The sequence below is a fragment of the Amycolatopsis sp. TRM77291 genome (assembly GCF_054166285.1).
This window is the reverse complement of record NZ_JBSZHF010000001.1, coordinates 3991045-4013706: the sequence shown is the minus strand read 5'-3', so window position 1 is coordinate 4013706 and position 22662 is coordinate 3991045. Positions and strand designations below refer to the sequence as shown.

Annotated in this window: 22 protein-coding genes; 13 read left to right on the top strand and 9 right to left on the bottom strand. The window is 69.8% G+C overall.

Going from position 1 to position 22662, the window contains the following annotated elements; genetic code table 11:
• The first annotated feature begins 26 nt into the window (after nucleotides 1-26).
• Nucleotides 27-2282: a HelD family protein gene (locus ACXIZN_RS18375; protein ID WP_457960548.1), complete on the top strand. Its 2256-nt coding sequence runs from the start codon at nucleotides 27-29 to the stop codon at nucleotides 2280-2282.
• Between the two features lie 10 nt (nucleotides 2283-2292).
• On the top strand, nucleotides 2293-2862 hold the full coding sequence (locus tag ACXIZN_RS18370; RefSeq protein WP_219153041.1) for an FKBP-type peptidyl-prolyl cis-trans isomerase: 570 nt from the start codon (nucleotides 2293-2295) through the stop codon (nucleotides 2860-2862).
• A gap of 405 nt (nucleotides 2863-3267) precedes the next feature.
• On the opposite strand, the gene ACXIZN_RS18365 is transcribed toward ACXIZN_RS18370, so the two are convergent.
• Together ACXIZN_RS18365 and ACXIZN_RS18360 are read right to left on the bottom strand one after the other, a co-directional pair.
• Entirely contained in the window at nucleotides 3268-3795 is a 528-nt protein-coding gene (locus tag ACXIZN_RS18365) for a GNAT family N-acetyltransferase (protein WP_457955863.1), read from the bottom strand.
• Nucleotides 3792-4763 (bottom strand): quinone oxidoreductase family protein, encoded by a 972-nt coding sequence (locus tag ACXIZN_RS18360; protein WP_457955862.1) that lies wholly within the window; start codon nucleotides 4761-4763, stop codon nucleotides 3792-3794. Before ACXIZN_RS18360 ends, ACXIZN_RS18365 begins: the two co-directional genes overlap by 4 nt.
• Nucleotides 4764-4858: 95 nt before the next feature.
• Between ACXIZN_RS18360 and ACXIZN_RS18355 the strand changes: the two genes are divergently transcribed.
• The gene (locus ACXIZN_RS18355; RefSeq protein WP_034311792.1) at nucleotides 4859-5167 is read left to right on the top strand and encodes a hypothetical protein; all 309 of its coding nucleotides are present in this window, start codon (nucleotides 4859-4861) and stop codon (nucleotides 5165-5167) included.
• Nucleotides 5164-6030, top strand: coding sequence for an ATP-grasp domain-containing protein (locus ACXIZN_RS18350; RefSeq protein ID WP_457955861.1), 867 nt, complete (start codon nucleotides 5164-5166; stop codon nucleotides 6028-6030). The genes ACXIZN_RS18355 and ACXIZN_RS18350 overlap by 4 nt, the downstream gene beginning before the upstream one ends.
• Before the next feature lie 76 nt (nucleotides 6031-6106).
• On the opposite strand, the gene ACXIZN_RS18345 is transcribed toward ACXIZN_RS18350, so the two are convergent.
• The 5 genes from ACXIZN_RS18345 to mptB all read right to left on the bottom strand — a co-directional run bounded on the left by ACXIZN_RS18345 (nucleotide 6107) and on the right by mptB (nucleotide 11530).
• Entirely contained in the window at nucleotides 6107-7054 is a 948-nt protein-coding gene (locus ACXIZN_RS18345; RefSeq protein ID WP_457955860.1) for an acyl-CoA desaturase, read from the bottom strand.
• A gap of 113 nt (nucleotides 7055-7167) precedes the next feature.
• Nucleotides 7168-8136, bottom strand: coding sequence for a COX15/CtaA family protein (locus ACXIZN_RS18340; RefSeq protein ID WP_192745215.1), 969 nt, complete (start codon nucleotides 8134-8136; stop codon nucleotides 7168-7170).
• A 64-nt stretch (nucleotides 8137-8200) separates the two neighbouring features.
• Nucleotides 8201-9001: an ABC transporter permease gene (locus ACXIZN_RS18335; RefSeq protein WP_457955859.1), complete on the bottom strand. Its 801-nt coding sequence runs from the start codon at nucleotides 8999-9001 to the stop codon at nucleotides 8201-8203.
• Nucleotides 8998-9924: an ABC transporter ATP-binding protein gene (locus ACXIZN_RS18330; protein ID WP_457955858.1), complete on the bottom strand. Its 927-nt coding sequence runs from the start codon at nucleotides 9922-9924 to the stop codon at nucleotides 8998-9000. Before ACXIZN_RS18330 ends, ACXIZN_RS18335 begins: the two co-directional genes overlap by 4 nt.
• A gap of 19 nt (nucleotides 9925-9943) precedes the next feature.
• The gene (gene mptB, locus ACXIZN_RS18325) at nucleotides 9944-11530 is read right to left on the bottom strand and encodes a polyprenol phosphomannose-dependent alpha 1,6 mannosyltransferase MptB (RefSeq protein WP_192746822.1); all 1587 of its coding nucleotides are present in this window, start codon (nucleotides 11528-11530) and stop codon (nucleotides 9944-9946) included.
• A 219-nt stretch (nucleotides 11531-11749) separates the two neighbouring features.
• Between mptB and ACXIZN_RS18320 the strand changes: the two genes are divergently transcribed.
• From ACXIZN_RS18320 to lepB, 9 genes are all read left to right on the top strand, one after another.
• On the top strand, nucleotides 11750-12550 hold the full coding sequence (locus ACXIZN_RS18320; protein WP_457955857.1) for a helix-turn-helix transcriptional regulator: 801 nt from the start codon (nucleotides 11750-11752) through the stop codon (nucleotides 12548-12550).
• The gene (sufB, locus tag ACXIZN_RS18315; protein ID WP_034311804.1) at nucleotides 12547-13995 is read left to right on the top strand and encodes a Fe-S cluster assembly protein SufB; all 1449 of its coding nucleotides are present in this window, start codon (nucleotides 12547-12549) and stop codon (nucleotides 13993-13995) included. Before ACXIZN_RS18320 ends, sufB begins: the two co-directional genes overlap by 4 nt.
• A gap of 2 nt (nucleotides 13996-13997) precedes the next feature.
• Nucleotides 13998-15170 carry a Fe-S cluster assembly protein SufD gene (sufD, locus tag ACXIZN_RS18310; protein WP_457955856.1) on the top strand — a complete coding sequence of 391 codons (1173 nt, stop codon included), beginning with the start codon at nucleotides 13998-14000 and terminating at the stop codon, nucleotides 15168-15170.
• A gap of 36 nt (nucleotides 15171-15206) precedes the next feature.
• Nucleotides 15207-15977, top strand: coding sequence for a Fe-S cluster assembly ATPase SufC (sufC, locus tag ACXIZN_RS18305; protein WP_007029703.1), 771 nt, complete (start codon nucleotides 15207-15209; stop codon nucleotides 15975-15977).
• Between the two features lie 39 nt (nucleotides 15978-16016).
• Nucleotides 16017-17303: a cysteine desulfurase gene (locus ACXIZN_RS18300; protein ID WP_457955854.1), complete on the top strand. Its 1287-nt coding sequence runs from the start codon at nucleotides 16017-16019 to the stop codon at nucleotides 17301-17303.
• Nucleotides 17303-17752, top strand: a complete 450-nt coding sequence (gene sufU, locus ACXIZN_RS18295; RefSeq protein WP_007029705.1) for a Fe-S cluster assembly sulfur transfer protein SufU — start codon at nucleotides 17303-17305, stop codon at nucleotides 17750-17752. Before ACXIZN_RS18300 ends, sufU begins: the two co-directional genes overlap by 1 nt.
• Nucleotides 17749-18156, top strand: coding sequence for a metal-sulfur cluster assembly factor (locus ACXIZN_RS18290; RefSeq protein ID WP_034311811.1), 408 nt, complete (start codon nucleotides 17749-17751; stop codon nucleotides 18154-18156). Before sufU ends, ACXIZN_RS18290 begins: the two co-directional genes overlap by 4 nt.
• Nucleotides 18157-18362: 206 nt before the next feature.
• Nucleotides 18363-18692, top strand: coding sequence for a YnfA family protein (locus ACXIZN_RS18285; protein ID WP_072027814.1), 330 nt, complete (start codon nucleotides 18363-18365; stop codon nucleotides 18690-18692).
• 22 nt (nucleotides 18693-18714) lie between these two features.
• Entirely contained in the window at nucleotides 18715-19503 is a 789-nt protein-coding gene (gene lepB / locus ACXIZN_RS18280; RefSeq protein ID WP_457955852.1) for a signal peptidase I, read from the top strand.
• On the opposite strand, the gene ACXIZN_RS18275 is transcribed toward lepB, so the two are convergent.
• Both ACXIZN_RS18275 and ACXIZN_RS18270 read right to left on the bottom strand, forming a co-directional pair.
• Complete coding sequence (locus ACXIZN_RS18275; protein WP_457955851.1) at nucleotides 19427-21391, bottom strand: ABC1 kinase family protein; 1965 nt, start codon at nucleotides 21389-21391, stop codon at nucleotides 19427-19429. The genes lepB and ACXIZN_RS18275 overlap by 77 nt on opposite strands.
• Nucleotides 21392-21404: 13 nt before the next feature.
• Complete coding sequence (locus ACXIZN_RS18270; protein ID WP_457955850.1) at nucleotides 21405-22622, bottom strand: MFS transporter; 1218 nt, start codon at nucleotides 22620-22622, stop codon at nucleotides 21405-21407.
• Between the last annotated feature and the right edge of the window lie 40 nt (nucleotides 22623-22662).

The following is a 22662-nucleotide window of genomic DNA, read 5'->3' as shown; positions in this document are numbered from 1 at the left end:
CTCTCGAAAGCAGGCTGCTTTTGTCCGTGTCCCCGGACCGGGAACTCGACGCGCTCGAGCAGGACGTCGCGCTCGAGCAGCAGTACGTCACCACCCTCTACCGCAAGCTCGACGCCGAACGCGCCGACGCGCAGCGCAGGCTCGACGAGACGCTGCGCCAGACCGGCGGCACCCCGCAGGCGCGCACCGAACGCGACGTCGCCACGACGCTGTACACCGACAGGCTGGCCCAGCTGAGCTCCGTCGAGCAGGGCCTGTGCTTCGGCCGCCTCGATTTCCTGCCGGACCACGCGGAGGAGACCACCTACATCGGGCGGCTCGGGCTGTTCGACGAGGACGACGACTACCGCCCGCTGCTCGTCGACTGGCGCGCGCCGGTCGCGCGGCCCTTCTACCTCGCCACCGCCGCTTCGCCCGAGGGTGTGCGGCGCCGCCGTCACATCCGGTCGCTGAGCCGGAAGGTCGTCGGCGTCGACGACGAGATCCTGGACCTCTCCGCCGCCGACCAGGGCCAGGACCTCGGGCTCGCGGGCGAGGCGGCGCTGCTGGCCGCGCTCGAACGCCGTCGCACCGGTGAGATGAGCGACATCGTCGCCACCATCCAGGCCGAACAGGACCGCGTCATCCGCGCGTCGCCGAACGGTGTCCTGGTGGTCCAGGGTGGCCCGGGAACCGGCAAGACCGCCGTCGCGCTGCACCGCGCGGCGTACCTGCTCTACACGCATCGCCAGCAGCTGACCACGCGCGGCGTGCTGGTGGTCGGGCCGAACAGCACGTTCCTCCGCTACATCGGGCAGGTCCTGCCGTCGCTGGGCGAGACCGGGGTGCTGCTGGCCACGATCGGGCAGCTGTACCCGGGGCTGGACGCCGACGGCCCGGTCACCCGTGAGGCCGCCGAGATCAAGGGCCGCCCGGTGATGGCCGACGTGCTCGCCAACGCGGTCCGCGACCGGCAGCGTGTGCCGGAACCGGTGCTGGAGATCGAGTTCGAGCGCGAGATCCTCATGCTCGACCGCAAGACCTGCACCGAGGCGCGGACCAGGGCCCGCCGGTCGCGCCGCCCGCACAACCTCGCCCGGCGGATCTTCGTCTCGGACCTCCTCGACGCGCTGACCCGGCAGGCCGCCCGCAAACTGGGGGAGGACCTGCTCGACGCGCGGGACGTCCAGGACATCCGGGCCGAGGTCGCCGCGGACAAGAACGTGGCGGCCGCGATCAACGGGCTGTGGCCGAAACTCACCCCCGAGATCGTGCTGGACGAGTTGTTCGCCGACCGCGAACGGTTGCGCAGCGCGGCCGGGAAAGCCTTGTCGGACACCGATCGTGAGCATCTCTACAGCCCGACCGACGCGAAGTGGAGCCCGTCGGACGTCCCGCTGCTCGACGAACTCGCCGAACTGCTCGGCGAGGACGACACCGAAGCCCGCGCCGAGGCCGCTCGCCGCGAGCGGGAAGACCGTGCTTACGCGGAAGGCGTGCTCGACATCCTCGAACAGGACGAAGAGATCGTCGACGAGGAGCTGCTGCGGGTGGGCGACGTCCTCGACGCGGAGCTGTTCGCCGAACGTCAGCAGCGCCGCAGCGAGATGACCGCGGCGCAGCGGGCCGCCCAGGACCGGACGTGGACCTTCGGGCACGTGATCGTCGACGAGGCGCAGGAACTGACCGCGATGGACTGGCGGCTGCTGATGCGCCGGTCGCCGAACCGGTCGATGACACTGGTCGGCGACGTCGCCCAGACCGGCGCGGCCGGTGGGGCGCGGACGTGGGGCGAGGCGCTTTCGCCGTACGTCGCCGACCGCTGGCGGCTCGAAGAACTGACCGTGAACTACCGGACCCCGGCGGAGATCATGGCCGTCGCGTCCCGGGTGCTCGCCGAGGTCAACCCGGAACTGGAGGCGCCGGTTTCCGTGCGGGAGACGGGTTTCGAGCCCTGGCTGCGGTCCGTGGACCCGGCTGATCTCACCGCGGAACTGCCCGGCCTCGTCGACGCCGAACTGTCCGCTGTGGACGGTGGGACGGTCGCCGTGCTGTGCCCGTCGCCGTTGGTCGCTTCGCTCTCGGAGACGCTCGGCGAGGCGGGGGACCGGGTGTCGGTGATGCCGGTCGAGCGGGCGAAGGGCCTGGAGTTCGACTCGGTGCTGCTGGTGTCGCCCGACGAGGTCGTCGCCGGGTCGCCGCGCGGGCTCAACGATCTCTATGTGGCCCTGACCAGGGCGACCCGTCGGATGGGCGTAGTGCAGACCGGTGACCTTGTTCCCGCGCTGGAGGGTCTTGGCTAAGGTCGGCCGCATGCGCACATTCGGCAAGATCGTGGTCATCGGCGCGGGCGTCCTCGCCCTGGCGGCCTGTGGCGAGAAACAGAACACCGCAGGTTCGGCCCAGACCTCCGGCGCGGCCCCCGCGTCGGCGTCGTCGTCGGCTCCGGCCGCCCCGAAGGGCAAGGAATGCACGGCCGAGGACGTGAAGACCACCGGGAAGTTCGGCGAGGCGCCGACCATCACCATCCCGGACGACTGCGACCCGCCGAAGAAGCTCATCACCAAGGACCTCGAACCCGGCACCGGCGAGGGCGCCAAGGCCGGCGCGAACCTGAAGATGAACTATTCGCTGGTCACCTGGTCCAACAAGCAGAAGCTCGACAGCTCGTTCGACCGCGGTGAACCGTTCGAGCTGACGCTCGGCGCCGGCATGGTCATCCAGGGCTGGGACAAGGGCCTCGAAGGGATCAAGCAGGGCGCGCGGCGGCTGCTGATCATCCCGCCGGACCTCGGCTACGGCCAGGGCGGCAACGGTATCGCGCCGAACGAGACCCTGGTGTTCGTGACCGACGCGGTGAGCGTCCCGACCGACAAGGGCTGATGGGGACTTCCGACGGCGGTCGGGAGTGGTCGAGTCGGCCGATTTCGCCGACCCGATCTAGGTCCACTACGCGATGCTGGAGGGCTTCGGGCCAGGGGGATTCCGGAAGCTCGACGAGGTCGAGCTGACCGTCGAGCACGCGGACCAGGACGAGTTCCGGCTGCGGGGCGCTCTGGGTCCGTACGATCGGCCGACGTCCGTGAAGGCCTCCTTCCCTACTCTGAAGGTAGGGAAGGAGGCCTTCACGGANTCCGGAAGCTCGACGAGGTCGAGCTGACCGTCGAGCACGCGGACCAGGACGAGTTCCGGCTGCGGGGCGCTCTGGGTCCGTACGATCGGCCGACGTCCGTGAAGGCCTCCTTCCCTACTCTGAAGGTAGGGAAGGAGGCCTTCACGGACCTCTCGTCAGCCCTGGTACTCCCAGGTGAGCAGCGTGATCTCCAGTCCCTTCTCGACCTTCGTCTCGGGCGGAGCGTCGGTCAGGGCGTAGCCGACGCGCCGGGCGACGGCCTGGCTGGCCGCGTTCTCGGCGTCGATCTTCAGCTGCAGCGGTCCGAGCCCGAGGTCCAGCGCGTGCGCGGTGAGGACCCGCAGCGACCGCGCCGCCAGGTCCTGTCCGCGGTGGACGGGACCGACGGCGTACCCGAGTTCGGCCGAATCCTCTTTCCGGAACAGCACCACCTCGCCGAGCGGTTCGCCGCCGTCGGCCGTGATGGCGAGCCGTAGTCCGTTGCCTTCCGCGCGGCGGGCGACGGACTTCGCGTAGTGGGCCTTCGCCGCCACCTCGTCGAACGGCGACGGCAGCGGCGTGAACCGGGCGACGGCGGGATTGTCGAACAGCCCCGGCATGAACGCGATGTCGTCCTCGGCCCACTCCCGCAGGACGAGTCCCTCGCCGGTGAGCCGGCCCTCCTCCGGCCAGAGCGCCGTCACGGGATCAGCAGGAGCTTGCCGGTGGTGCGGCGCCCCTGGAGGTCTTCGTGCGCCCGGCGCGCGTCGGCCAGCGGGTAGCGGCCGCCGATCCGGATGTTCAGCGAGCCGTCCTGGACGGCGGCGAACAGCTCGTTCACGCGCCACTCCAGCTCCTCGCGGGTGAGCACGTAGTGCGCGGAGGTCGGGCGGGTGAGGTACACCGAGCCGCTGCGGTTGAGCAGCTGCGGGTCGATGGGCGGGACCGGGCCGCTGGCCGCGCCGTAGAGGGCGAGCAGGCCGCGGATCTTCAGGCTCGCCAGGCTGCCGTCCACAGTGGACTTCCCGACCCCGTCGTAGACGACCTCGACGCCCTTGCCGCCGGTGAGGTCGCGGGTCGCTTTGGCGAAGTCGACCTGGTCGTAGCGGATGACGTCGTCCGCGCCCGCCTGCTTGGCGAGTCCGGCCTTCTCGTCGGTGGAGACGGTGCCGATGACCCGGGCGCCGCGGGCCTTGGCCAGCTGGACCAGCAGCAGGCCCATACCGCCCGCCGCGGCGTGGATCAGCACGTCGTCACCGGCCTTGACCTCGTAGGTCGAGGCGATCAGCGCGTGCGCGGTGATCCCCTGGAGCATCGTGGCGGCGGCGGTCTCCTCGGACACGCCGTCCGGGATCTTCACCGCGATCGTGGCGGGCACCAGACGACGCTGGGCGTAGCTGCCCAGCGAACCCTGCCAGGCGACCCGGTCGCCCACGGCGAAACCGGTCACGTCCGCGCCGACCGCGGCCACCGTGCCGGCGCCTTCCATGCCCAGGATGAACGGCGTGTCGACCGGGTAGATGCCCTCGCGATGATAGGTGTCGATGTAGTTGACGCCCGCCGCGGCGACGTCCACGAGCAGTTCGCCGGAACCGGGTTCGCCGACCTCGACTTCCGACAGCTCAAGGACTTCGGGGCCACCGGTTCGCCGGATCTGCACTGCCGCGGGCATACATCCTCCTCGTTCAAGGTCGTTCCGACCGGCACAACTATGGCCGACGCCACGGTTATTCCGCGTCCCGGGCCTTTCGCGGTTAAGCTCGGCGGGTGGCTGAGACCGAAGAGAAGACCGAGACCGCCGCCCCCACGTCGCGCCAGGTCGCGGCCGCCCGCGACTTCGTGAAGCGGCACGGGAAGCCGTCGCGCGCGGTGGTGGAGAACATCGGCCGGGTCGGCGCGCGGGTCGTGCTCGTGGGCGCCGACGGCGCGCTGGGCGACGTCGTCGTCACCTCCGTGGAGGCGGGCGAGGCGCTGGTCGAGGCCGTCGAAGACCTCGAGCCCGCCGAGTGGGACAGCGAGACCGTGAAGGCCACCAAGATCGGCGCCGAGCACCGCCGCCGGATGGCGGGGAAGTGAGCGGCTCCGCGATCTTCGTCGCCTGCTCCGCGCTGCCGGAAGGCGACGGCGACGAGCACGCCGTTCCCGAGGTGCTGGCCGACCTCGGCTTCAAGACCCGCTGGGCCGCCTGGGACGACACGACCGTCGACTTCGGCGCAGCGGACATCGTCGTGCTGCGTGCCACCTGGGACTACGCCGAGCGCCGCGACGAGTTCCTGTCCTGGACCGAGTCCGTGCCGGCGCTGGCCAATTCGGCCGACGTCGTGCGCTGGAACACCGACAAGTCCTATCTGGCCGAACTCGGCGACGCCGGGGTCGCGGTCGTGCCGACGACCCTGATCGCGCCGGACGACAAGGCCCCGCGCTGGCCCAAGGGCGAGTTCGTGCTGAAGCCCGCCATCGGCGCCGGCTCGCGGGGAGCGGGCCGGTTCACCGCGGGCGACGCGGCCGCCGCGCATCTGGCCGGGTTGCAGGCGGACGGGAACACCGTACTGCTGCAGCCGTATCAGTCCAGTGTGGACAGTGAAGGCGAGATCGCGCTGGTGTACTTCGGCGGCGTGTACTCGCACGCGTTCTCGAAGGCCGCGATGCTTGGCCGGGAACTCGACGAATCCGGGCTGTACGTGACGGAGAAGCTCGCGCCCGTGCAGCCCGCCGCGGGATTCCGCGCGCTGGCCGAAGACGCTTTGGACGCGACCGCGGCGCTGCTCGGCATCCTGCGCGCGGAACTGCTATACGCCCGCGTCGACCTCGTCGCCGGGCCGGACGGCAGGCCGCTGCTGCTGGAACTGGAGCTCGTCGAGCCTTCGCTCGGGTTCCGGCAGACCGACGCCGCCGCGGCCTGGCGTTTCGCCTCCGCCGTCCGCCAGCAACTCGCCTGAAACCCCGCATTTAGTCCTCTGGATGCGATCCTTGCGTGTGCAAGTACTGCATCCAGAGGACTAAATGCGACAGGGGTCAGGCGGGTTTCGCGAGTTTCGCGGCCAAGCGCTCCGGCTTCGGCCACCGCACGTCCCGCGCCCAGCCGAACTTCTCGAACAGCCAGATCACCCGCGCCGACACGTCGACCTGGCCGCGCAGGACACCGTGCCGCGCGCAGGTCGGGTCGGCGTGGTGGGAGTTGTGCCACGACTCGCCCATGGACAGGATCGCCAGCGGCCAGAAGTTCGCCGCCTTGTCCCGGCTGGCGAACGGGCGCTCGCCGACCAGGTGACAGATCGAGTTCACCGACCAGGTGACGTGGTGCAGGAACGCGATCCGCACCAGCCCGGCCCAGAAGAACCCGGTCACCACACCCCACCACGACCAGCTGAGCAGCCCGCCGAGCACCGCGGGCAGCGCGAGGCTCAGCGTGATCCACAGCCAGAAGTAGCGGTTCACCACGCGAAGGTCCTTGTCCGCGACCAGGTCCGGCGCGAAACGGTCGTAGTTGGTCACCTCACGGCTGAACATCCAGCCCATATGCGCGTGCCAGAAACCGCGCAGGAGCGCCGAGGGTGACGTCCCGAACAGCCAGGGGGAGTGGGGGTCGCCTTCGCGATCCGCGAAGGCGTGGTGGCGACGGTGGCTGGCCACCCAGAAGATGACCGAACCCTGCACCGCGAAGCTGCCGGCGATGGCGAGCGCCACGCGCAGCGGGCGCTTGGCCTTGAAGGCGCCGTGGGTGAAGTAGCGGTGGTATCCGACCGTCACCCCGAGCGTCCCGAGGGTGTAGAACACGGCCGCCAGCGCCAGATCGACCCAGGTCATGCCCCAGCCCCACACGATCGGCACGGCGGCGATCAGCGCGACGAACGGGACCAGCAGGAAGGTCTTGAGGATCAGCATCTCCCCGGAGCCTCGCCGGTGGGAGATCAGGGGTTTGGACGGACTGGCCGGTGCGTCCGGCTCGGTGCTGGCGGTCATACGACACCTCGTGCCTCGACTCGGTGGCGACCCCGTGCGGGGCACCGAGCGCAGCGTAAGGGCAGTGTCTGGCGAGCACGCCGCCCGGGGGTTACGTCCGGTTTGCCAGGGGGTCAGTTCGAAGTGGCGAGTTCCCGGTCAGCGGCGGGCGAAACCGGCGCGGACCCACGATCGCGTGATCCGCACCACAGTGCTGCCGTCGAGATGATCACCAGCGCGGAGCCGAGGACGTGGAACGAGACCAGCGCCTCCGGCACACCGAGGGCGTACTGCACCGAACCCACGACGCCCTGGAGGACCGCGACGACCCACACGATGGTGTACCGCTTCCACAGCTGCTTCGGCGTCTCGCCACGCATCAGCTGGAGCCCGAAGACGGCCAGCACGATCAGGTAGACCACCAGCAGCCCGCCGTGGATCTGGGTGAGCGTTTCGATCGGGGCCTGGAGCCGGTGGGTGCCGGGGTCGCCGCCGTGCGGGCCCGCCCCGGTCACGGTGGTCCCCGCCGCGAGGACGGCCCACATGGACGCGGCGAGCACGATCAGCGTCTTGCGGCCGGCGTCCGGGATCAGCCAGCGGGCGGGCTCGTCACCCTCCTTGAACGCGCGCAGCAGCAGGACCGCGAGCCAGACCAGGGGAGTGGAGGCCAGGAAGTGGAGCGCGACGGTCCACCATTCGAGTTTCGCGAGCACGGTGATGCCGCCGACGACGGCCTGCAGCATCACTCCCGCGGGCATCGTCCAGGCCAGCTTCACCAGACGGCGGCGGCTGGGGTGCTCGATCTGCACGCGCCACGCGGTGATCACGCACAGCGCGGCGACCAGGATGACCACCCCGGTCAGCAACCGGTTGCTGAACTCGATCCACTGGGTGAGCATGTCCAGCTCGGGGTGCGCGACGGGCACGATGCTGCCTTCGACGCACTGCGGCCAGGTCGGGCAGCCGAGGCCCGAACCCGTCACCCGGACGACCGAGCCGGTGACGCCGATTCCGGCCTGCGCGATCACCGCCGCTATCGCGACCGCTCGCTGGACCGCGAACGAGGGATAAGGCAGACGCGCTACAAGGCTCTGGAACGGCACCGTCCGATGCTAGAACGCCCTTCCTGAGAGCGTTCCACCGGCCGGACCCGCTGTGTCGGCCGCCTCAGGTGAGCTTGGTGGTCTTGCTCGCCAGTGCGCCCGCGACGACACCCCAGCCGACGAGCACCGCGAACGGCCCCCAGCCGAACGAGCCGTCCAGCAGCACCGACCGCAGGCCTTCGGCGAGCGCGCCCGAGGGCAGCAGTTCGACGATCCACGCGACACCGGACGGCATGGTCGACGGCGCCAGCAGGATGCCGCCCGCGAGCAGCAGCACGAACCAGACGATGTTCGCCAGCGCCAGCACGGCCTCCGCGCGCAGCGCCCCGCCGAGCAAGAGGCCCAGCGCGCCGAACGCGAGCGTGCCGACGATCAGGAACGGGATAGCGCCGAGAAGCCCGCCGAGTGACGGCGACCAGCCCAGCAGCGCGGCGACGCCACCGAGGATCACCGCCTGCAGCGCGACCACGACCAGCGCGGCGGCGACCCGGCCGGCGATGAGCAGCCAGCGGGGGAGCGCGGTGGCGGAAAGCCGTTTGAGGACGCCGTAGCGGCGGTCGAAGCCCAGCGCGATGGCCTGTCCGGTGAACGCCGAAGACATCACCGCCAGCGCCAGGATCCTCGGCGTGATCCAGTCCACTTTGGACGAATCGCCGAGTTGTGACGACGGCAGGATGTCCAGCAGCGACAGGCCGATCAGCAGCGCGAGCGGGATCAGCAGGGTCAGCAGGATCTGCTCGCCGTGGCGCAGAGTCAGGCTCGCTTCGACCTTCGCGTGCGTGCGCAGCATCTTGCCGAGCGAACCGCGGCCGGGAGCCGGGGTGAACGTGCCCGCGGTGAACCGTGGCGTGGGCGTGGTGGTCATGCGCGCAGTTCCCGTCCGGTCAGCTCCAGGAAGACCTCTTCCAGCGTGCGCCTGCCGACCTGCAGTTCCTCGGGCATGACGCCCTGCTGCGCGCACCAAGCCGTCACCGTCGACACCACCTGCGGGTCGATCGCGCCCTCGACGAGATACGTCCCCGGCGCCGACTCGTGGACGAGGTGCCCCTCGGGCAGCGCCGCGGTCAGCAGCGCGGTGTCGAGCCGCGTGCGGGCCTTGAACCGCAGCTGCGCGGTCTCACCGGCCTCGACGGTCAGCGACTGCGGGGAACCTTCGACGACGACCTTGCCGTGGTCGACGATCACCACGGTGTCGGCCAGCGTTTCGGCCTCCTCCATCAGATGCGTGGTGAGCAGCACGCTGACCCCGTCGGCGCGCAGCGCCCCGAGCAGATCCCAGACCAGGCGGCGGGCCTGCGGGTCCATGCCCGCCGTCGGCTCGTCGAGGAAGAGCAGTTCGGGCCGTCCGACGAGCGCGCAGGCGAGCGAGAGGCGCTGCTGCTGACCGCCGGAAAGCCGTTTGAACGGTGTCTTCCGCGCTCCGGAAAGGCCGAGGACGTCCAGCAGCCAGGCGGGGTCGAGCGGGTTCGCCGCGCACGCGGCGACCAGTCCGAGCATCTCGTCGGCGCGGACACCGGGATACGCGCCGCCGCCCTGGGGCATCACGCCGATCCGGGGGCGCAGGGCCGCGCCGTCGCGGGCCGGGTCCAGCCCCAGCACCCGGACTTCGCCGGCGTCAGGCCGCAGGAAGCCTTCGCAGATCTCGACGGTGGTGGTCTTGCCGGCCCCGTTCGGGCCGAGCAGAGCGAGCAGTGTGCCACGTTCCATCCGCAGGTCGAGTCCATCGACGGCGGTGGTGGATCCGTAGCGTTTCACCAGCCCGGTGATCTCGACGGCGGGGGCGTTCACGACAGGTCACGATACGGCCTCACGCCGGGACCGAATGCTCCGGGGACGGTCTGGACAGCAGCAGTGGTGAGAGGCGGTGGACGATGAACAGCCCCAGAAGCGTGACGACCCCGGCGGCGGCCCACGCGAACGGCAGGACGAAACCGCGGCCCTCGAAGGTGCTCCCGGTCGTCGGCAGGAGGAACGGCAGGACGGCGGTGACGATCGTCGCGGCGATACGGAACCGCGAGGTCCCCGCCGCCGCGGCGAGCGGGATGATCGCCCACAGCAGGTACCAGGGCTGCAGCGCGACGTGCAGCACCATCACCGCGCCCAGCGAGACCCCGAGGCCGATGATCGGCCGGTAGCGCCATTTGAAGCTGTCCCAGAGGAACTTGACCGTCACCGCGCCCGCGACGAGATAGCCCAGCGTGCCGAGGATCGGCACCATCGCGTTGGTGTGGTTGCCGAGGCCGAGCGCGATGCCGAGGACGCCGCCGAGCGCGGCGAGTTCCGACGTCGGCGAGATCCACGAGCGGACCAGTCCCGGCGTCCCGAGCGCGCCGACCCAGCCGAACCCGAGGCCGGTGCCGTAACAGACCGCCACCAGCACCACGCCGAACAGCAGCGCCATCGGCACCGCGGCGGTGACCAGGTCCTTGATCCGGCCGTGCCAGCGTCTGGCCACCATCACCGTGAAGAACGGCAGCGCCAGGATCGCGTTGATCTTCACCGCGACGCCGAGGGTGATGAGCGCCACCCCGAGCCCGATGTAGAGCAGTTCGCCCTTGGCCAGCGGGGGGACGGCGTCGTCCTTGAACCGCACCGGCATCCGCTGGAGACCGACCTCCAGACCGGCCACCATGAGCCCGATCGCGAGCGCGTCGTTGTGGGCGCCCGCGACGAAGTGGAAGATCAGCAGCGGGTTCGCCGCGCCGAGCCACAGGGCGGTGGCGGGCTGCACGCCGAACCGCCGGGCCAGGCGGGGCAGCGCCCAGATGATCAGGATGACGCCGATCAGCGCGAGCCCGCGCTGCAGCAGCACGCCGGTGACGATGTTGCCGCTGCTCAGCGGGGCGAGCCAGCCGCCGAGGCGCAGCAGCAGCGGGCCGTAGGGCGCCGGGGTCTCGCGCCACATGTTGGAGACACCGGAGGTCAGCGGGTCGGAGACACCGAGTGCCTCGGCCGGGCCGAGGGAGTACGGGTCCATCCCGCGGGCGACGATCTCGCTCTGCGCGAGATAGCTGTAGACGTCGCGGGAGAACAGCGGCGGGATGAACAGCAGCGGCGCGCACCAGAGCGCGATGGTGCGGGCGAGCTGGCCCTGGGTGGCGAGGCGGCGGCGCGCGGGCTGCGCGAACCGGCCGAGCAGCAACCAGCTGAGCACGATGATCGCCATACCCGCGAGGCCCATCGCGAGCGAGACCATCGGGATGCGGGTGAACAGCCGCAGGACCGGGATCTCCTGCACCGGGTTGATCACCGGTGCGGCTCCCGCGCCGAGCGAGCCGAGGGCGAGGAACAGGGAGCCGACCGCGCCGAACCGGCGGACCACGTTCAGCCCGCGCAGTTCCTTGTCGTCCAGCGGTTCCGGGTCGTGCGGGCGCCCGGGGACCAGCGTCGCCACCGACCCTGCCGACCGCACAGCCTGGTCTTCCGGCTCCGCCCCGTCCGTGTCCCGCTGTGCCGGGTGATCGCCCACTGCCACGCACGAAGGGTAGCGATGCCGGGAACAGACCGGGCGGGTACGTGGTTACCCCTGGAAGATCAGCGGCCGACGTGACCCACGCCACTCCGTGAGGCACCCCTCTTTGCCGTCTCCCCGGAAATACGTCACACTTGTGTTGTGAAAAAGACGGGGACGCAGGACGAGGCCGGTGGCGACATGCCCCGCGCCGAGGTCCAGCCTGTCCCCGTCCAGATCGGCCCCGAGGGCCGGACCAGGCACGAAGTGGCCCGCTTGCTGCTGGAACAGGGTCCGATGACCGCCGTCGTGGTGGCCGAGCAGCTGGGGATCAGCGCCGCCGCCGTCCGCCGTCATCTCGACGCCCTGCTCGCCGACGGCGAGGCCGAAACCCGGGACGCGCCCCGCCGCGGCCCCCGCGGACGAGGCCGTCCCGCCAAGAACTTCCTGCTCACCGAAGCCGGTCGCGCCCGGTTCGGGCACGCCTACGACGACCTCGCGTCCTCGGCCATCCGTTTCCTCGCTGAGCACGCCGGTGAGGGCGCGGTGAAGGCGTTCGCGGAGGCTCGTGTCGCTTCGCTGGTCGGCCCGCATCAGGACGCGATCACCAAGCACACGGACCCGGCCTCGCGCGCCGAGGCCCTCGCTGCGGCGCTGACCAGGGAGGGTTACGCTGCGTCGACCCGTCAGGTCGGTGTCGGCGAACAGCTCTGCCAGCACCATTGCCCGGTCGCCCACGTCGCCGCCGAGTTCCCTCAGTTGTGCGAAGCCGAGACAGAGGCTTTCGCGGCACTTCTGGGTACTCACGTCCAGCGGCTGGCGACCATCGCACGCGGTGACAACGCGTGCACCACACACGTACCCGTCGTCTCGGCGGGTCACCCGGCCACACCCGGGCCGGGAAGCACGGCGCCCTCCCCTGGGCGCACAGCACGGATCCCGAATGGAGGGAAACCCGCATGACTGCCGCTGCCGAGCAGCGCACTCCCACCACCGCGCCCATGAGCCAGGAAGAGACCATCGAGTCCCTTGGCAAGTACGCGTTCGGCTGGGCGGACTCCGACGAGGCGGGCTCAACGGCCCGTCGCGGACTGAACGAGGACGTCGTCACCGACATCTCCTCGAAGAAGTCCGAGCCGGAGTGGATGCGCGAAGCGCGACTCAAGGCGCTCAAGCTCTTCGACTTGAAGCCGATGCCCAACTGGGGTGCGGACCTCTCCGGGATCGACTTCGACAACATCAAGTACTTCGTGCGGTCCACGGAGAAGCAGGCCACTTCCTGGGAAGACCTGCCCGAGGACATCAAGAACACGTACGACCGGCTCGGCATCCCCGAGGCGGAGAAGCAGCGCCTCGTCGCCGGTGTCGCCGCGCAGTACGAGTCCGAGGTCGTCTACCACCAGATCCGCGAGGACCTGGAGGCGCAGGGCGTCCTGTTCCTGGACACCGACACCGCGCTCAAGGAGCACCCGGAGATCTTCAAGGAGTACTTCGGCTCCGTGATCCCGGCCGGGGACAACAAGTTCTCCGCGCTGAACACCGCGGTGTGGTCCGGCGGTTCGTTCATCTACGTGCCCAAGGGCGTCAAGGTGGACATCCCGCTGCAGGCCTACTTCCGCATCAACACCGAGAACATGGGTCAGTTCGAGCGGACCCTGATCATCGTCGACGAAGACGCCTACGTGCACTACGTCGAGGGTTGCACCGCGCCGATCTACCAGTCCGACTCGCTGCACTCGGCGGTCGTGGAGATCATCGTGAAGAAGGGCGCCCGCTGCCGCTACACGACCATCCAGAACTGGTCGAACAACGTCTACAACCTGGTCACCAAGCGCGCCAAGTGCGAAGAGGGCGCGACCATGGAGTGGATCGACGGCAACATCGGCTCCAAGGTCACGATGAAGTACCCGTCCGTGTTCCTCATGGGCGAGCACGCCAAGGGTGAGGTCCTCTCGGTCGCGTTCGCGGGCGAGGGCCAGCACCAGGACGCCGGCGCGAAGATGGAGCACCTGGCGCCGCACACCTCCTCGACCATCGTGTCGAAGTCGGTGGCGCGCGGCGGTGGCCGCACCTCGTACCGCGGCCTGGTCAAGGTCGCGAAGCGGGCGCACCACTCGCGGTCCAGCGTCGTCTGTGACGCGCTGCTGGTGGACACGATCTCGCGGTCGGACACGTACCCGTACGTCGACATCCGCAACGACGAGGTCTCCATGGGCCACGAGGCGACCGTCTCGAAGGTCAGCGAAGACCAGATGTTCTACCTCATGTCGCGCGGTCTCGACGAGGCCGAGGCCATGGCGATGATCGTGCGCGGGTTCGTCGAGCCCATCGCGCGTGAGCTGCCGATGGAGTACGCGCTCGAGCTGAACCGCCTGATCGAGCTTCAGATGGAAGGGTCCGTCGGCTAGTCATGTCGGTTACCGAGAACAACGTTTCCGAAGCGATGCGCGAGGGCGTGGTCATCCCGGCCACGTCCCGCGCGGAGCGCTTCACCTCCTACGACGTCGAGGCCTTCGAGGTGCCCGGCGGTCGTGAGGAGAACTGGCGTTTCACTCCGATGAAGCGGCTGCGCGGCCTGCACGACGGGTCCGCCGCCGCTTCGGGTTCGGCCACTGTGGACGCCGACGCCGCGCCCGAACTGAAGATCGAGCAGGTCGGCCGGGACGACGAGCGCCTCGGCGCCGCCGGTGTCCCGAGCGACCGGATCGCCGCGCAGGCGTACTCCTCGTTCACCGAGGCCACCGTCATCACGGTGCCCAAGGAGACGAAGACCTCGAAGCCGTCCACGGTGAAGATCACCGGACCCGGCGAGGGCAAGGTCGCCTACGGGCACGTGCAGGTGCGCGCCGAGCAGTTCTCCGAGGCGGTCATCGTCCTCGACCACGCCGGCTCCGGCACCTACGCCGACAACGTCGAGTTCGTCATCGGCGATTCGGCGAACGTGACCGTGGTCAGCGTCCAGGACTGGGCCGACGACGCGGTGCACGTCTCCGAGCAGCACCTCAAGCTCGGCCGCGACGCCACGCTCAAGCACATCGTCATCACCCTGGGCGGTGACCTCGTCCGCGTCTCGCCGACGGCGACGTTCGCCGACAAGGGCGGCGACGTCGAGATGCTCGGCCTGTACTTCGCGGACTCGGGCCAGCACCAGGAGCACCGTCTCTTCGTCGACCACGCGGTGCCGAACTGCAAGTCGCGGGTGATGTACAAGGGCGCGCTGCAGGGCGACGACGCGCACACCGTGTGGGTCGGCGACGTGCTGATCCGCGCCGCCGCCGAGGCCACCGACACCTACGAGCTCAACCGCAACCTGGTGCTGACGCCGGGCGCGCGGGCGGACTCGATCCCGAACCTGGAGATCGAGACCGGCGAGATCGAAGGCGCCGGCCACGCGAGCGCGACGGGAAGGTTCGACGACGAGCAGTTGTTCTACCTCCAGTCGCGCGGAATCGGCGAAGACGCCGCGCGCCGCCTGGTCGTACGCGGGTTCTTCCACGAGATCCTGGTCAAGATCGGCGTTCCCGAGGTGCGCGAGCGTCTCGAGGCCGCGATCGAAGCCGAACTCGAAGCCGTGGGCGCCTGAGCCCTCGTCCGTCCACATCAGACTTTTAGGAAAGAAATGCCTACGCTGGAAATCAAGGATCTGCACGCCTCGGTCACGACCGAGGAGGGCCCCAAGGAGATCCTCAAGGGCGTCAACCTGACCATCAAGTCGGGCGAGACCCACGCGATCATGGGCCCCAACGGTTCGGGCAAGTCCACGCTGTCCTACGCCATCGCCGGTCACCCCAAGTACGAAGTCACCTCCGGGCAGGTCCTGCTCGACGGTGAGGACGTGCTGGAGATGAGCGTCGACGAGCGCGCCCGCGCGGGCCTGTTCCTCGCCATGCAGTACCCGGTCGAGGTGCCGGGCGTGTCCATGTCCAACTTCCTCCGCACCGCGGCCACCGCGGTCCGTGGCGAGGCCCCCAAGCTGCGCCACTGGGTCAAGGAGGTCAAGGAGGAGATGGGCAAGCTGGAGATCTCGTCCGAGTTCGCCGAGCGTTCGGTGAACGAGGGCTTCTCCGGCGGCGAGAAGAAGCGCCACGAGATCCTGCAGCTGGCGCTGCTCAAGCCGAAGATCGCCATCCTCGACGAGACCGACTCCGGCCTCGACGTCGACGCGCTGCGCGTCGTGTCCGAGGGCGTCAACGAGTTCAAGGCCAACAACGACGCGGGCGTCATGCTGATCACGCACTACACGCGGATCCTGCGGCACATCACGCCCGACTTCGTGCACGTCTTCGCCGGCGGCAAGATCGTCGAGTCCGGCGGCCGTGAACTCGCGGACGAGCTCGAGGAGAACGGGTACGTCAAGTACACCGGCTCCGCCGAGACCGCCGCCGTCTGATCACTGAACTTCACGACTACACCGAGAGGAGTTGGCCCGATGACCACCACCACGGCTAACTCTGTACCGCTGGACGTAGCGGCCATCAGGGCCGACTTCCCGATCCTGACCCGCACGGTGCGGGACGGGAAACCCTTGGTGTATCTGGATTCCGGTGCGACGTCCCAGAAGCCGGTGCAGGTGCTCGAAGCCGAGCGCCGGTTCCTGGAGACCTCGAACGCCGCGGTGCACCGCGGCGCGCACCAGCTCGCCGAGGAGGCGACCGACGCCTACGAGTCCGCCCGCGTGCGGATCGCGGAGTTCGTCGGCGCCTCCCCGCACGAGCTGGTGTTCACCAAGAACGCCACCGAGGGCATCAACCTCGTCGCCTACGCGATGAGCAACGCCGCCACGGCCGGTCCCGAGGCCGAGCGGTTCAAGCTCGGTCCCGGCGACGAGATCGTCATCACGGAGATGGAGCACCACGCGAACCTCGTTCCGTGGCAGCAGCTCAGCCAGCGCACCGGCGCGACGCTGAAGTGGTTCTCCGTCACCGCGGACGGCCGTCTCGACCTGTCCAATGTGGACGAGCTGATCACCGAGCGGACCAAGGTGCTCGCGTTCACGCACCAGTCCAACGTGCTCGGCACGATCAACCCGGTCGAGTTCCTGGTGAAGAAGGCCCGCAAGGTCGGCGCGCTGGTCGTGCTGGACGCCTGCCAGTCGGTGCCGCATTTCCCGGTGGACCTGCACGCGCTGGACGTCGACTTCGCCGCTTTCGCCGGGCACAAGATGGTCGGCCCGTACGGCATCGGTGTCCTTTACGGCCGCCGCGAGCTGCTCGAAGCGATGCCGCCGTTCCTGACCGGTGGCTCGATGATCGAGCTGGTCCGCATGGAGCAGACCACCTTCGCCGCGCCGCCGCAGCGGTTCGAGGCCGGCACCCCGATGACGTCGCAGGCCGTCGGCCTCGGCGCGGCCGCCGACTACCTGTCGGCGATCGGCATGGACCGGGTCGCCGCGCACGAACACCTCCTCACCGAGGCGGCGCTCGCCGGGCTCGGCGAGATCCCGGGCGTGCGGATCATCGGCCCCACCGACATGACCGACCGCGGCGGACTGGTGTCGTTCGTCATCGACGGCGTCCACCCGCACGACTCCGGTCAGGTGCTGGACAGCCTCGGTGTCGCCGTCCGCGTCGGGCACCACTGCGCGTGGCCGCTGCACCGGGCCTGCTCGGTGCCCGCGACCGTGCGCGCGTCGTTCTACGTCTACAACACCCTGTCCGAAGTGGACGCGCTGGTGAACGGGGTGCGTGAGGCGCAGAAGTTCTTCGGGGTGGCGTGATGAACCTCGAAAGCATGTACCAGGAGATCATCCTGGACCACTACAAGAACCCGCACGGCCGCGGCCTGCGCGAGCCGTTCGACGCCGAGTCGTTCCAGGTCAACCCGACCTGCGGCGACGAGGTGACGCTGCGGGTGAAGGTCGACGACGGGAAGGTCGCCGACGTCTCCTACGAGGGACAGGGCTGCTCGATCAGCCAGGCTTCCACGTCGGTCTTGACGGATCTCGTCGTCGGGCACACCGTGGAGGAGGCGTTCACCACCATGGACGCCTTCGTCGAGCTGATGCAGGGCAAGGGGCAGATCGAACCCGACGAGGACGTGCTGGAGGACGGCATCGCCTTCGCCGGCGTGGCCAAGTACCCGGCCCGCGTGAAATGCGCCCTGCTCGGGTGGATGGCGTTCAAGGACGCCGTCGCCCGCACGACCAACGGAGTTGAGACGGCATGACCGAACAGCAGACCGAAACCCGCGAGGGGCGCACGGCCGCCGACCTCGACGCCGAGACCGCCGCCGCCCCGGACGCCGCCGACGTGGCGAAGGTCGAGGACGTCGAAGAGGCGATGCGCGACGTCGTCGACCCGGAACTCGGCATCAACGTCGTCGACCTCGGGCTGGTCTACGACATCCGCGTCGAGGCGGACAACACCGCCACCATCGACATGACCCTGACCTCGGCGGCCTGCCCGCTGACCGACGTCATCGAGGACCAGACCGGTGCCGCGCTCGTCGGCGGGGGAACCGGACTGGTCAAGGACTTCCGGATCAACTGGGTCTGGATGCCGCCGTGGGGCCCGGAGAAGATCACCGACGACGGCCGCGAACAGCTGCGGGCGCTCGGCTTCACCGTCTGAGGCGCCCTCTTCCGGACGCCAGGAACGGTCCTTGCTTGCGAATTTCGCAAGCAAGGACCGTTCCTGTATTTGGGGGAGTGACCCACTGCCCCAATGGGCCCTGGGATCGCATGTCCTGAAGGTGCCCTTCGAGACGGTGAAGGTCCTCAAGGGCACCTTCGAGACATGGCGGCCGGGCACCGTGGACCCCTCACTAGGCTGCGGGAATGATCATCCGGTCCATCGCGCTGTTCGCGCTCGCCGCGCTGCTGGAGATCGGCGGCGCCTGGCTGATCTGGCAGGGCGTCCGGGAGCACCGCGGCTACCTCTGGATCGGCGCGGGAGTCGTCGCGCTGGGCCTCTACGGCTTCGTCGCGACCCTGCAGCCCGACGCGAACTTCGGCCGTATCCTCGCCGCGTACGGGGGAGTGTTCGTCGCGGGATCGCTGGCGTGGGGCATGGTCGCCGACGGCTACCGGCCGGACCGCTACGACGTCATCGGCGCGCTGATCTGCCTGGCGGGGGTCGGAGTAATCATGTACGCGCCCCGAGGTTGAGCGAACGGCGCTAGTCTGCGCTGTGACTGAAACGGATTTCCCCGCTCCGCCCGACGACAGACCCGGGCCGAAGCGAAGATTCTCGCCGCTCCTGTTCGTGACGATCCTGCTGGCGGTCGTCGGCGTGGGCACCGGCGGCTACGGCTTCTGGAGCTTGTCGGGCTACGCGATGAAGACCGTCGCCAGCCCGGCGATGAGTCCCACGCTCAAACCCGGCACCATCGTGACCTACCGGTGGTCCGATGTCGGCGACATTCCGCGTGGCGCTGTGGTTCTCATGGATCTCAGCGCGTATCCGGACGCGAGTCCCAGCGAGGGCCTTGCCATCCAGCGGGTGATCGCCATCGGTGGCGATCAGGTCATCTGCTGCACGAACGACGGCCTGATCACTGTCAACGGGAAAGCCGTCAAGGAGACCTACGTCGATTACGAGGGCACCAGCGGGAGGCGCTTCGACGTCAAAGTCCCACTGGGCACCGTGTTCCTCGCGGGCGACCAGCGGAACAATTCCCGCGACTCGCAGATTTACGCGGGGACACCGGGTGACGGCGCCGTTCCGCTGGACAAGGTGCACGGGGTCATCGTCGGCATCGGCAGGAGCATCAACGCGGAACCCTTTCCGCAGACAAGGGTTTTCGCCGACGCCGGTCTGCCAGGGGAACCGGTGTCCGACACCGGATTTCTCGCCGCGCGCTACTTCATGCTCACCGGGATCAGCCTCGTTGCGATCGGTGTCATCGGGGCGATCGTGACCGTTGTCCGCTCCGCCGGAAAACGACGAAGAGCAGCCGCAATCCCACCAGCGCACTGACCACCAGCAGGTTGTAGCCGAACATCTGGTGCAGCGTGACCCCGTCCAGCACCTCCGGGCCGGTCGCGCCGCCCAGCAGCAGCACGGCCATCAGCCCGGTGGCCACCCCGACGAACGCCAGCAGGATCTCGTGCACCAGGCCGGTGACCACGTCGCGGTCGCGCTCGTCGGAGAACAGCCGGACGTTGACCGAAAGCCTGCCCTGTTCCAGCGCGTTGCCGATCCGGTCGACGCGGCGCGGCAGCCGTCGCAGCACCGGCAGGAGCGCCATCAGCTCGTTGGTGGCCGTGGATCGCAGCGACTCCGGCCGCAACCCGGCACCCACCTGCTCGGCGGCGTAGGCGCGGGATTCGACGACGATGTTGAACCCCGGCGCCAGCGCGGCCAGCGTTCCCTCCAAAGTGGCCAGTGCGCGGAACACGGCGGCGATGGGCGGGGGCACGCTGAGCCGGAAGTCGGCGATCACCCGGAACAGGTCGGTGAACATGTCGAGGTCGGGCGCCTGCCCGTGGTTGAAATGCTTGGCCACCAAGGAACCCAGTGCCCGTTCCAGGCGACGCTCGTCGATCTCGTCCGGCTGGTCGACGATCTCCAGCAGGCCGTCGCGCAGCGCGGCCGGGTCGCCGCGGTCGAGGGCGAGGATGAGGTTCTGCAGCCCGCCGCGCAGGCCGGAGTCGAGCCGTCCGACGGAGCCGAAGTCGAGCAGGCCGAGCCTGCCGTCGGTGAGCAGCAGGACGTTGCCGGGATGCGGGTCGGCGTGGAAGACGCCGCTGCCCATCACCTGGCCGAGCACGCACCGCAGCATGGACCGCGCGAGGCCTGCCCGTTCCGCGGCCGGGACCTGCTCCCGCGCGGCGGCGAGCGGTTTGCCGTCGAGGCGCCGCATCACCAGGACACGCTCGGTGGACAGTTCTTTGTGGACGGTCGGCAGGGCGACCTCGGTGCCGGAGTAGGCCGCGGCGACCGCTTCGATGTTCCTTGCCTCGGTGCGGAAATCGAGCTCCTCGACGAGTGCGTCGGCGAATCCCTCGGCGAGGTCGACGACGCCGAGCGACCGGGCCCATTCCGCGCGCTGGTCCAGCGCGGCCGCCACGCGGCGGACGATGTCGAGGTCCCGGTCGACCAGTGCCTGCACGCCGGGGCGCTGCACCTTGACGACCACTTCCCGCCCGTCACGGAGCTTCGCCCGGTAGACCTGCGCGATCGACGCGGCAGCGATCGGTTCCGGGTCGAATTCGGCGAAGATCTCGTCCGGGTTCCCGCCCAGTTCCTCGCGTAGCACCGTCGCGACCTCGTCGGCGTCCGCGAAGGCGACCTGATCCTGGAGTTTGCTGAGCTCGTCGACGAACACCGGCGGGAGCAGGTCGGACCGCGTCGAGAGCAGCTGGCCGAGTTTCACGAACGTGACGCCGCCCTCCTCCAGTGCGCGGCGCAGCGATCGCGCCAGTTTGGCGTGCCGGACCTGGGCGAGCCCGGGTTCGCGACGGCCGGTGAGGTACCGGCCGAGACCGTGCTTGATCGCGATGCGGGTGATCTGCGAGTAGCGCCGCGTCCGGGCCACGCGGCGCCGCACCGAGCGGATCCTGCCGATCAGGCCGAGCCCCGAACCGGACGGCAGCGCGAGTTCCGCGATGAACAGGAAGATCAGCGTCGCCAGGAAAGCGCCGCCCGCCACCGGGATGATCAGCCCGGCGAACGCGCCACCCGCGTACATCGCCTGTGGGAACGCGCTGAGGATGCCGCCCGCGACGAGCCAGCCGAAGCCCGCCGCGCAGAACGCGCGGATCACGCCGATCCGCACACCCAGCACGCGGCGGGCCGCGACCACGAGCGGCCACAGCATCAGCGCGTAGACGGGCAGGGTGAGCAGGCCGAGCAGCAGGTTCATGCCGAAGAGCACATCACGCGCGGTCCGCGCTGGATTCCCGCTCCGGCGGGACGGTGTTCACCCTTGCGAGGGAGCGGACCCCGAAGTTGTAGGTGGTGGTCGCCTCCCGCGGCGCGAACAGGACGCCGAGTACGGCGATCGCCGCCGCGGCGAGGAAACCGGCGCGAAGGTCGAGCAGATCGCCGAGGAGACCGATGAGCGGCGCTCCCGCGGCCTGGCCGAGTGCCAGCGCCAGGAAGGCCACGCCGACCCCGAACGCGGGCGCCGTCGGGTAGGCCCTGGTACCCCAGAGGATCAGGACGCCGGTCAGTCCGATGTAGACGGCTCCGAAGACCGCGGCCGCGATGACGAGCGCGGGGAGTGAACGGGTGGCGAGGGCGAAGAGTGCCGTGGCGGCCGCGAACAGGAGCATCCCCGCGGACCAGGCACGCCGCAGTCCCGCCCGCGAGGTCAGTTCGGCGGTGAACGCGCCCGCCAGGCCGACCGCGCCGAGCACGATCCACACCACCGTCGAGGCGGTCTCGTCGAGCCCGCCGGCGCTCACGGCGATGTCCCGGCCGAACGTCCAGATCGCGGCGCTGGCCAGGCCGAGTGTCGCGGCGGCGGGCAGCAGCCGCCTGGTGGCGGGCGGGAAAAGGGGCACCGGCAGCCCGCGTGCGCGGTCCTCCTTCACCGGCGGCACGACCCGGGCGATCCACAAGGTCACCAGCGCCGAGGCCGCGGCGAAGGCCCACCAGGCCATCCGCCAGTCACCGATGGCGAGCAGGGAGACCGGGCCGGAGACCAGCACGCCGAGCCCGGTCCCGGCGTTCACCACGGACTGTGCGCGGTCACGGCGGGTGGCCCGGACGACGCGGGACACCGCGTCGGCGAGGGAAGGGGAGGCCAAGCCGGTGCTGGCGCCGGCGAGGACGACACCGAGGGCGAGCACGCCGGCGTTCGGCGCGGACGCGATCAAGGCGGTTCCCGCGGTGGCCGTCGTCCCGGCGGCGAGTGCGCCCGCCCGCGCGCCCCAGCGGGTCGTGATGGCGGTCGAGGCGACGACGGCTAAGCAGTACGCGACGTAGCTTCCCGCCGCGATGGCGCCGAGAGCGCTGCCGTCGAGGTCGAACTCCGTGCGGAGGGTCGGCGCGAAGAGGCCGTACGCGTACCTCGCGAGTCCGTAGGAGACCGCGATCAGCGACAAACCGGCCGCGGTGAGGGTCAGCTCGCGTTTGTACGAAGAAACCATCAGCTCTCCTCCAGGTATATACCGATCGGTATAGTTCACG

Bases quoted from the DNA above. Each gene is read 5' to 3' on its own strand.
- ACXIZN_RS18360 (WP_457955862.1), bottom strand. From the start codon at position 4,763: ATGCCCGCGGCAGTGCAGATCCGGCGAACCGGTGGCCCCGAAGTCCTT.
- ACXIZN_RS18335 (WP_457955859.1), bottom strand. From the start codon at position 9,001: ATGACCACCACGCCCACGCCACGGTTCACCGCGGGCACGTTCACCCCG.
- ACXIZN_RS18285 (WP_072027814.1), top strand. From the start codon at position 18,363: ATGATCATCCGGTCCATCGCGCTGTTCGCGCTCGCCGCGCTGCTGGAG.
- sufB (WP_034311804.1), top strand. From the start codon at position 12,547: ATGACTGCCGCTGCCGAGCAGCGCACTCCCACCACCGCGCCCATGAGC.
- sufD (WP_457955856.1), top strand. From the start codon at position 13,998: ATGTCGGTTACCGAGAACAACGTTTCCGAAGCGATGCGCGAGGGCGTG.
- ACXIZN_RS18300 (WP_457955854.1), top strand. From the start codon at position 16,017: ATGACCACCACCACGGCTAACTCTGTACCGCTGGACGTAGCGGCCATC.
- ACXIZN_RS18370 (WP_219153041.1), top strand. From the start codon at position 2,293: ATGCGCACATTCGGCAAGATCGTGGTCATCGGCGCGGGCGTCCTCGCC.
- sufC (WP_007029703.1), top strand. From the start codon at position 15,207: ATGCCTACGCTGGAAATCAAGGATCTGCACGCCTCGGTCACGACCGAG.
- ACXIZN_RS18345 (WP_457955860.1), bottom strand. From the start codon at position 7,054: ATGACCGCCAGCACCGAGCCGGACGCACCGGCCAGTCCGTCCAAACCC.
- sufU (WP_007029705.1), top strand. From the start codon at position 17,303: ATGAACCTCGAAAGCATGTACCAGGAGATCATCCTGGACCACTACAAG.
- ACXIZN_RS18275 (WP_457955851.1), bottom strand. From the start codon at position 21,391: ATGAACCTGCTGCTCGGCCTGCTCACCCTGCCCGTCTACGCGCTGATG.
- ACXIZN_RS18290 (WP_034311811.1), top strand. From the start codon at position 17,749: ATGACCGAACAGCAGACCGAAACCCGCGAGGGGCGCACGGCCGCCGAC.
- ACXIZN_RS18270 (WP_457955850.1), bottom strand. From the start codon at position 22,622: ATGGTTTCTTCGTACAAACGCGAGCTGACCCTCACCGCGGCCGGTTTG.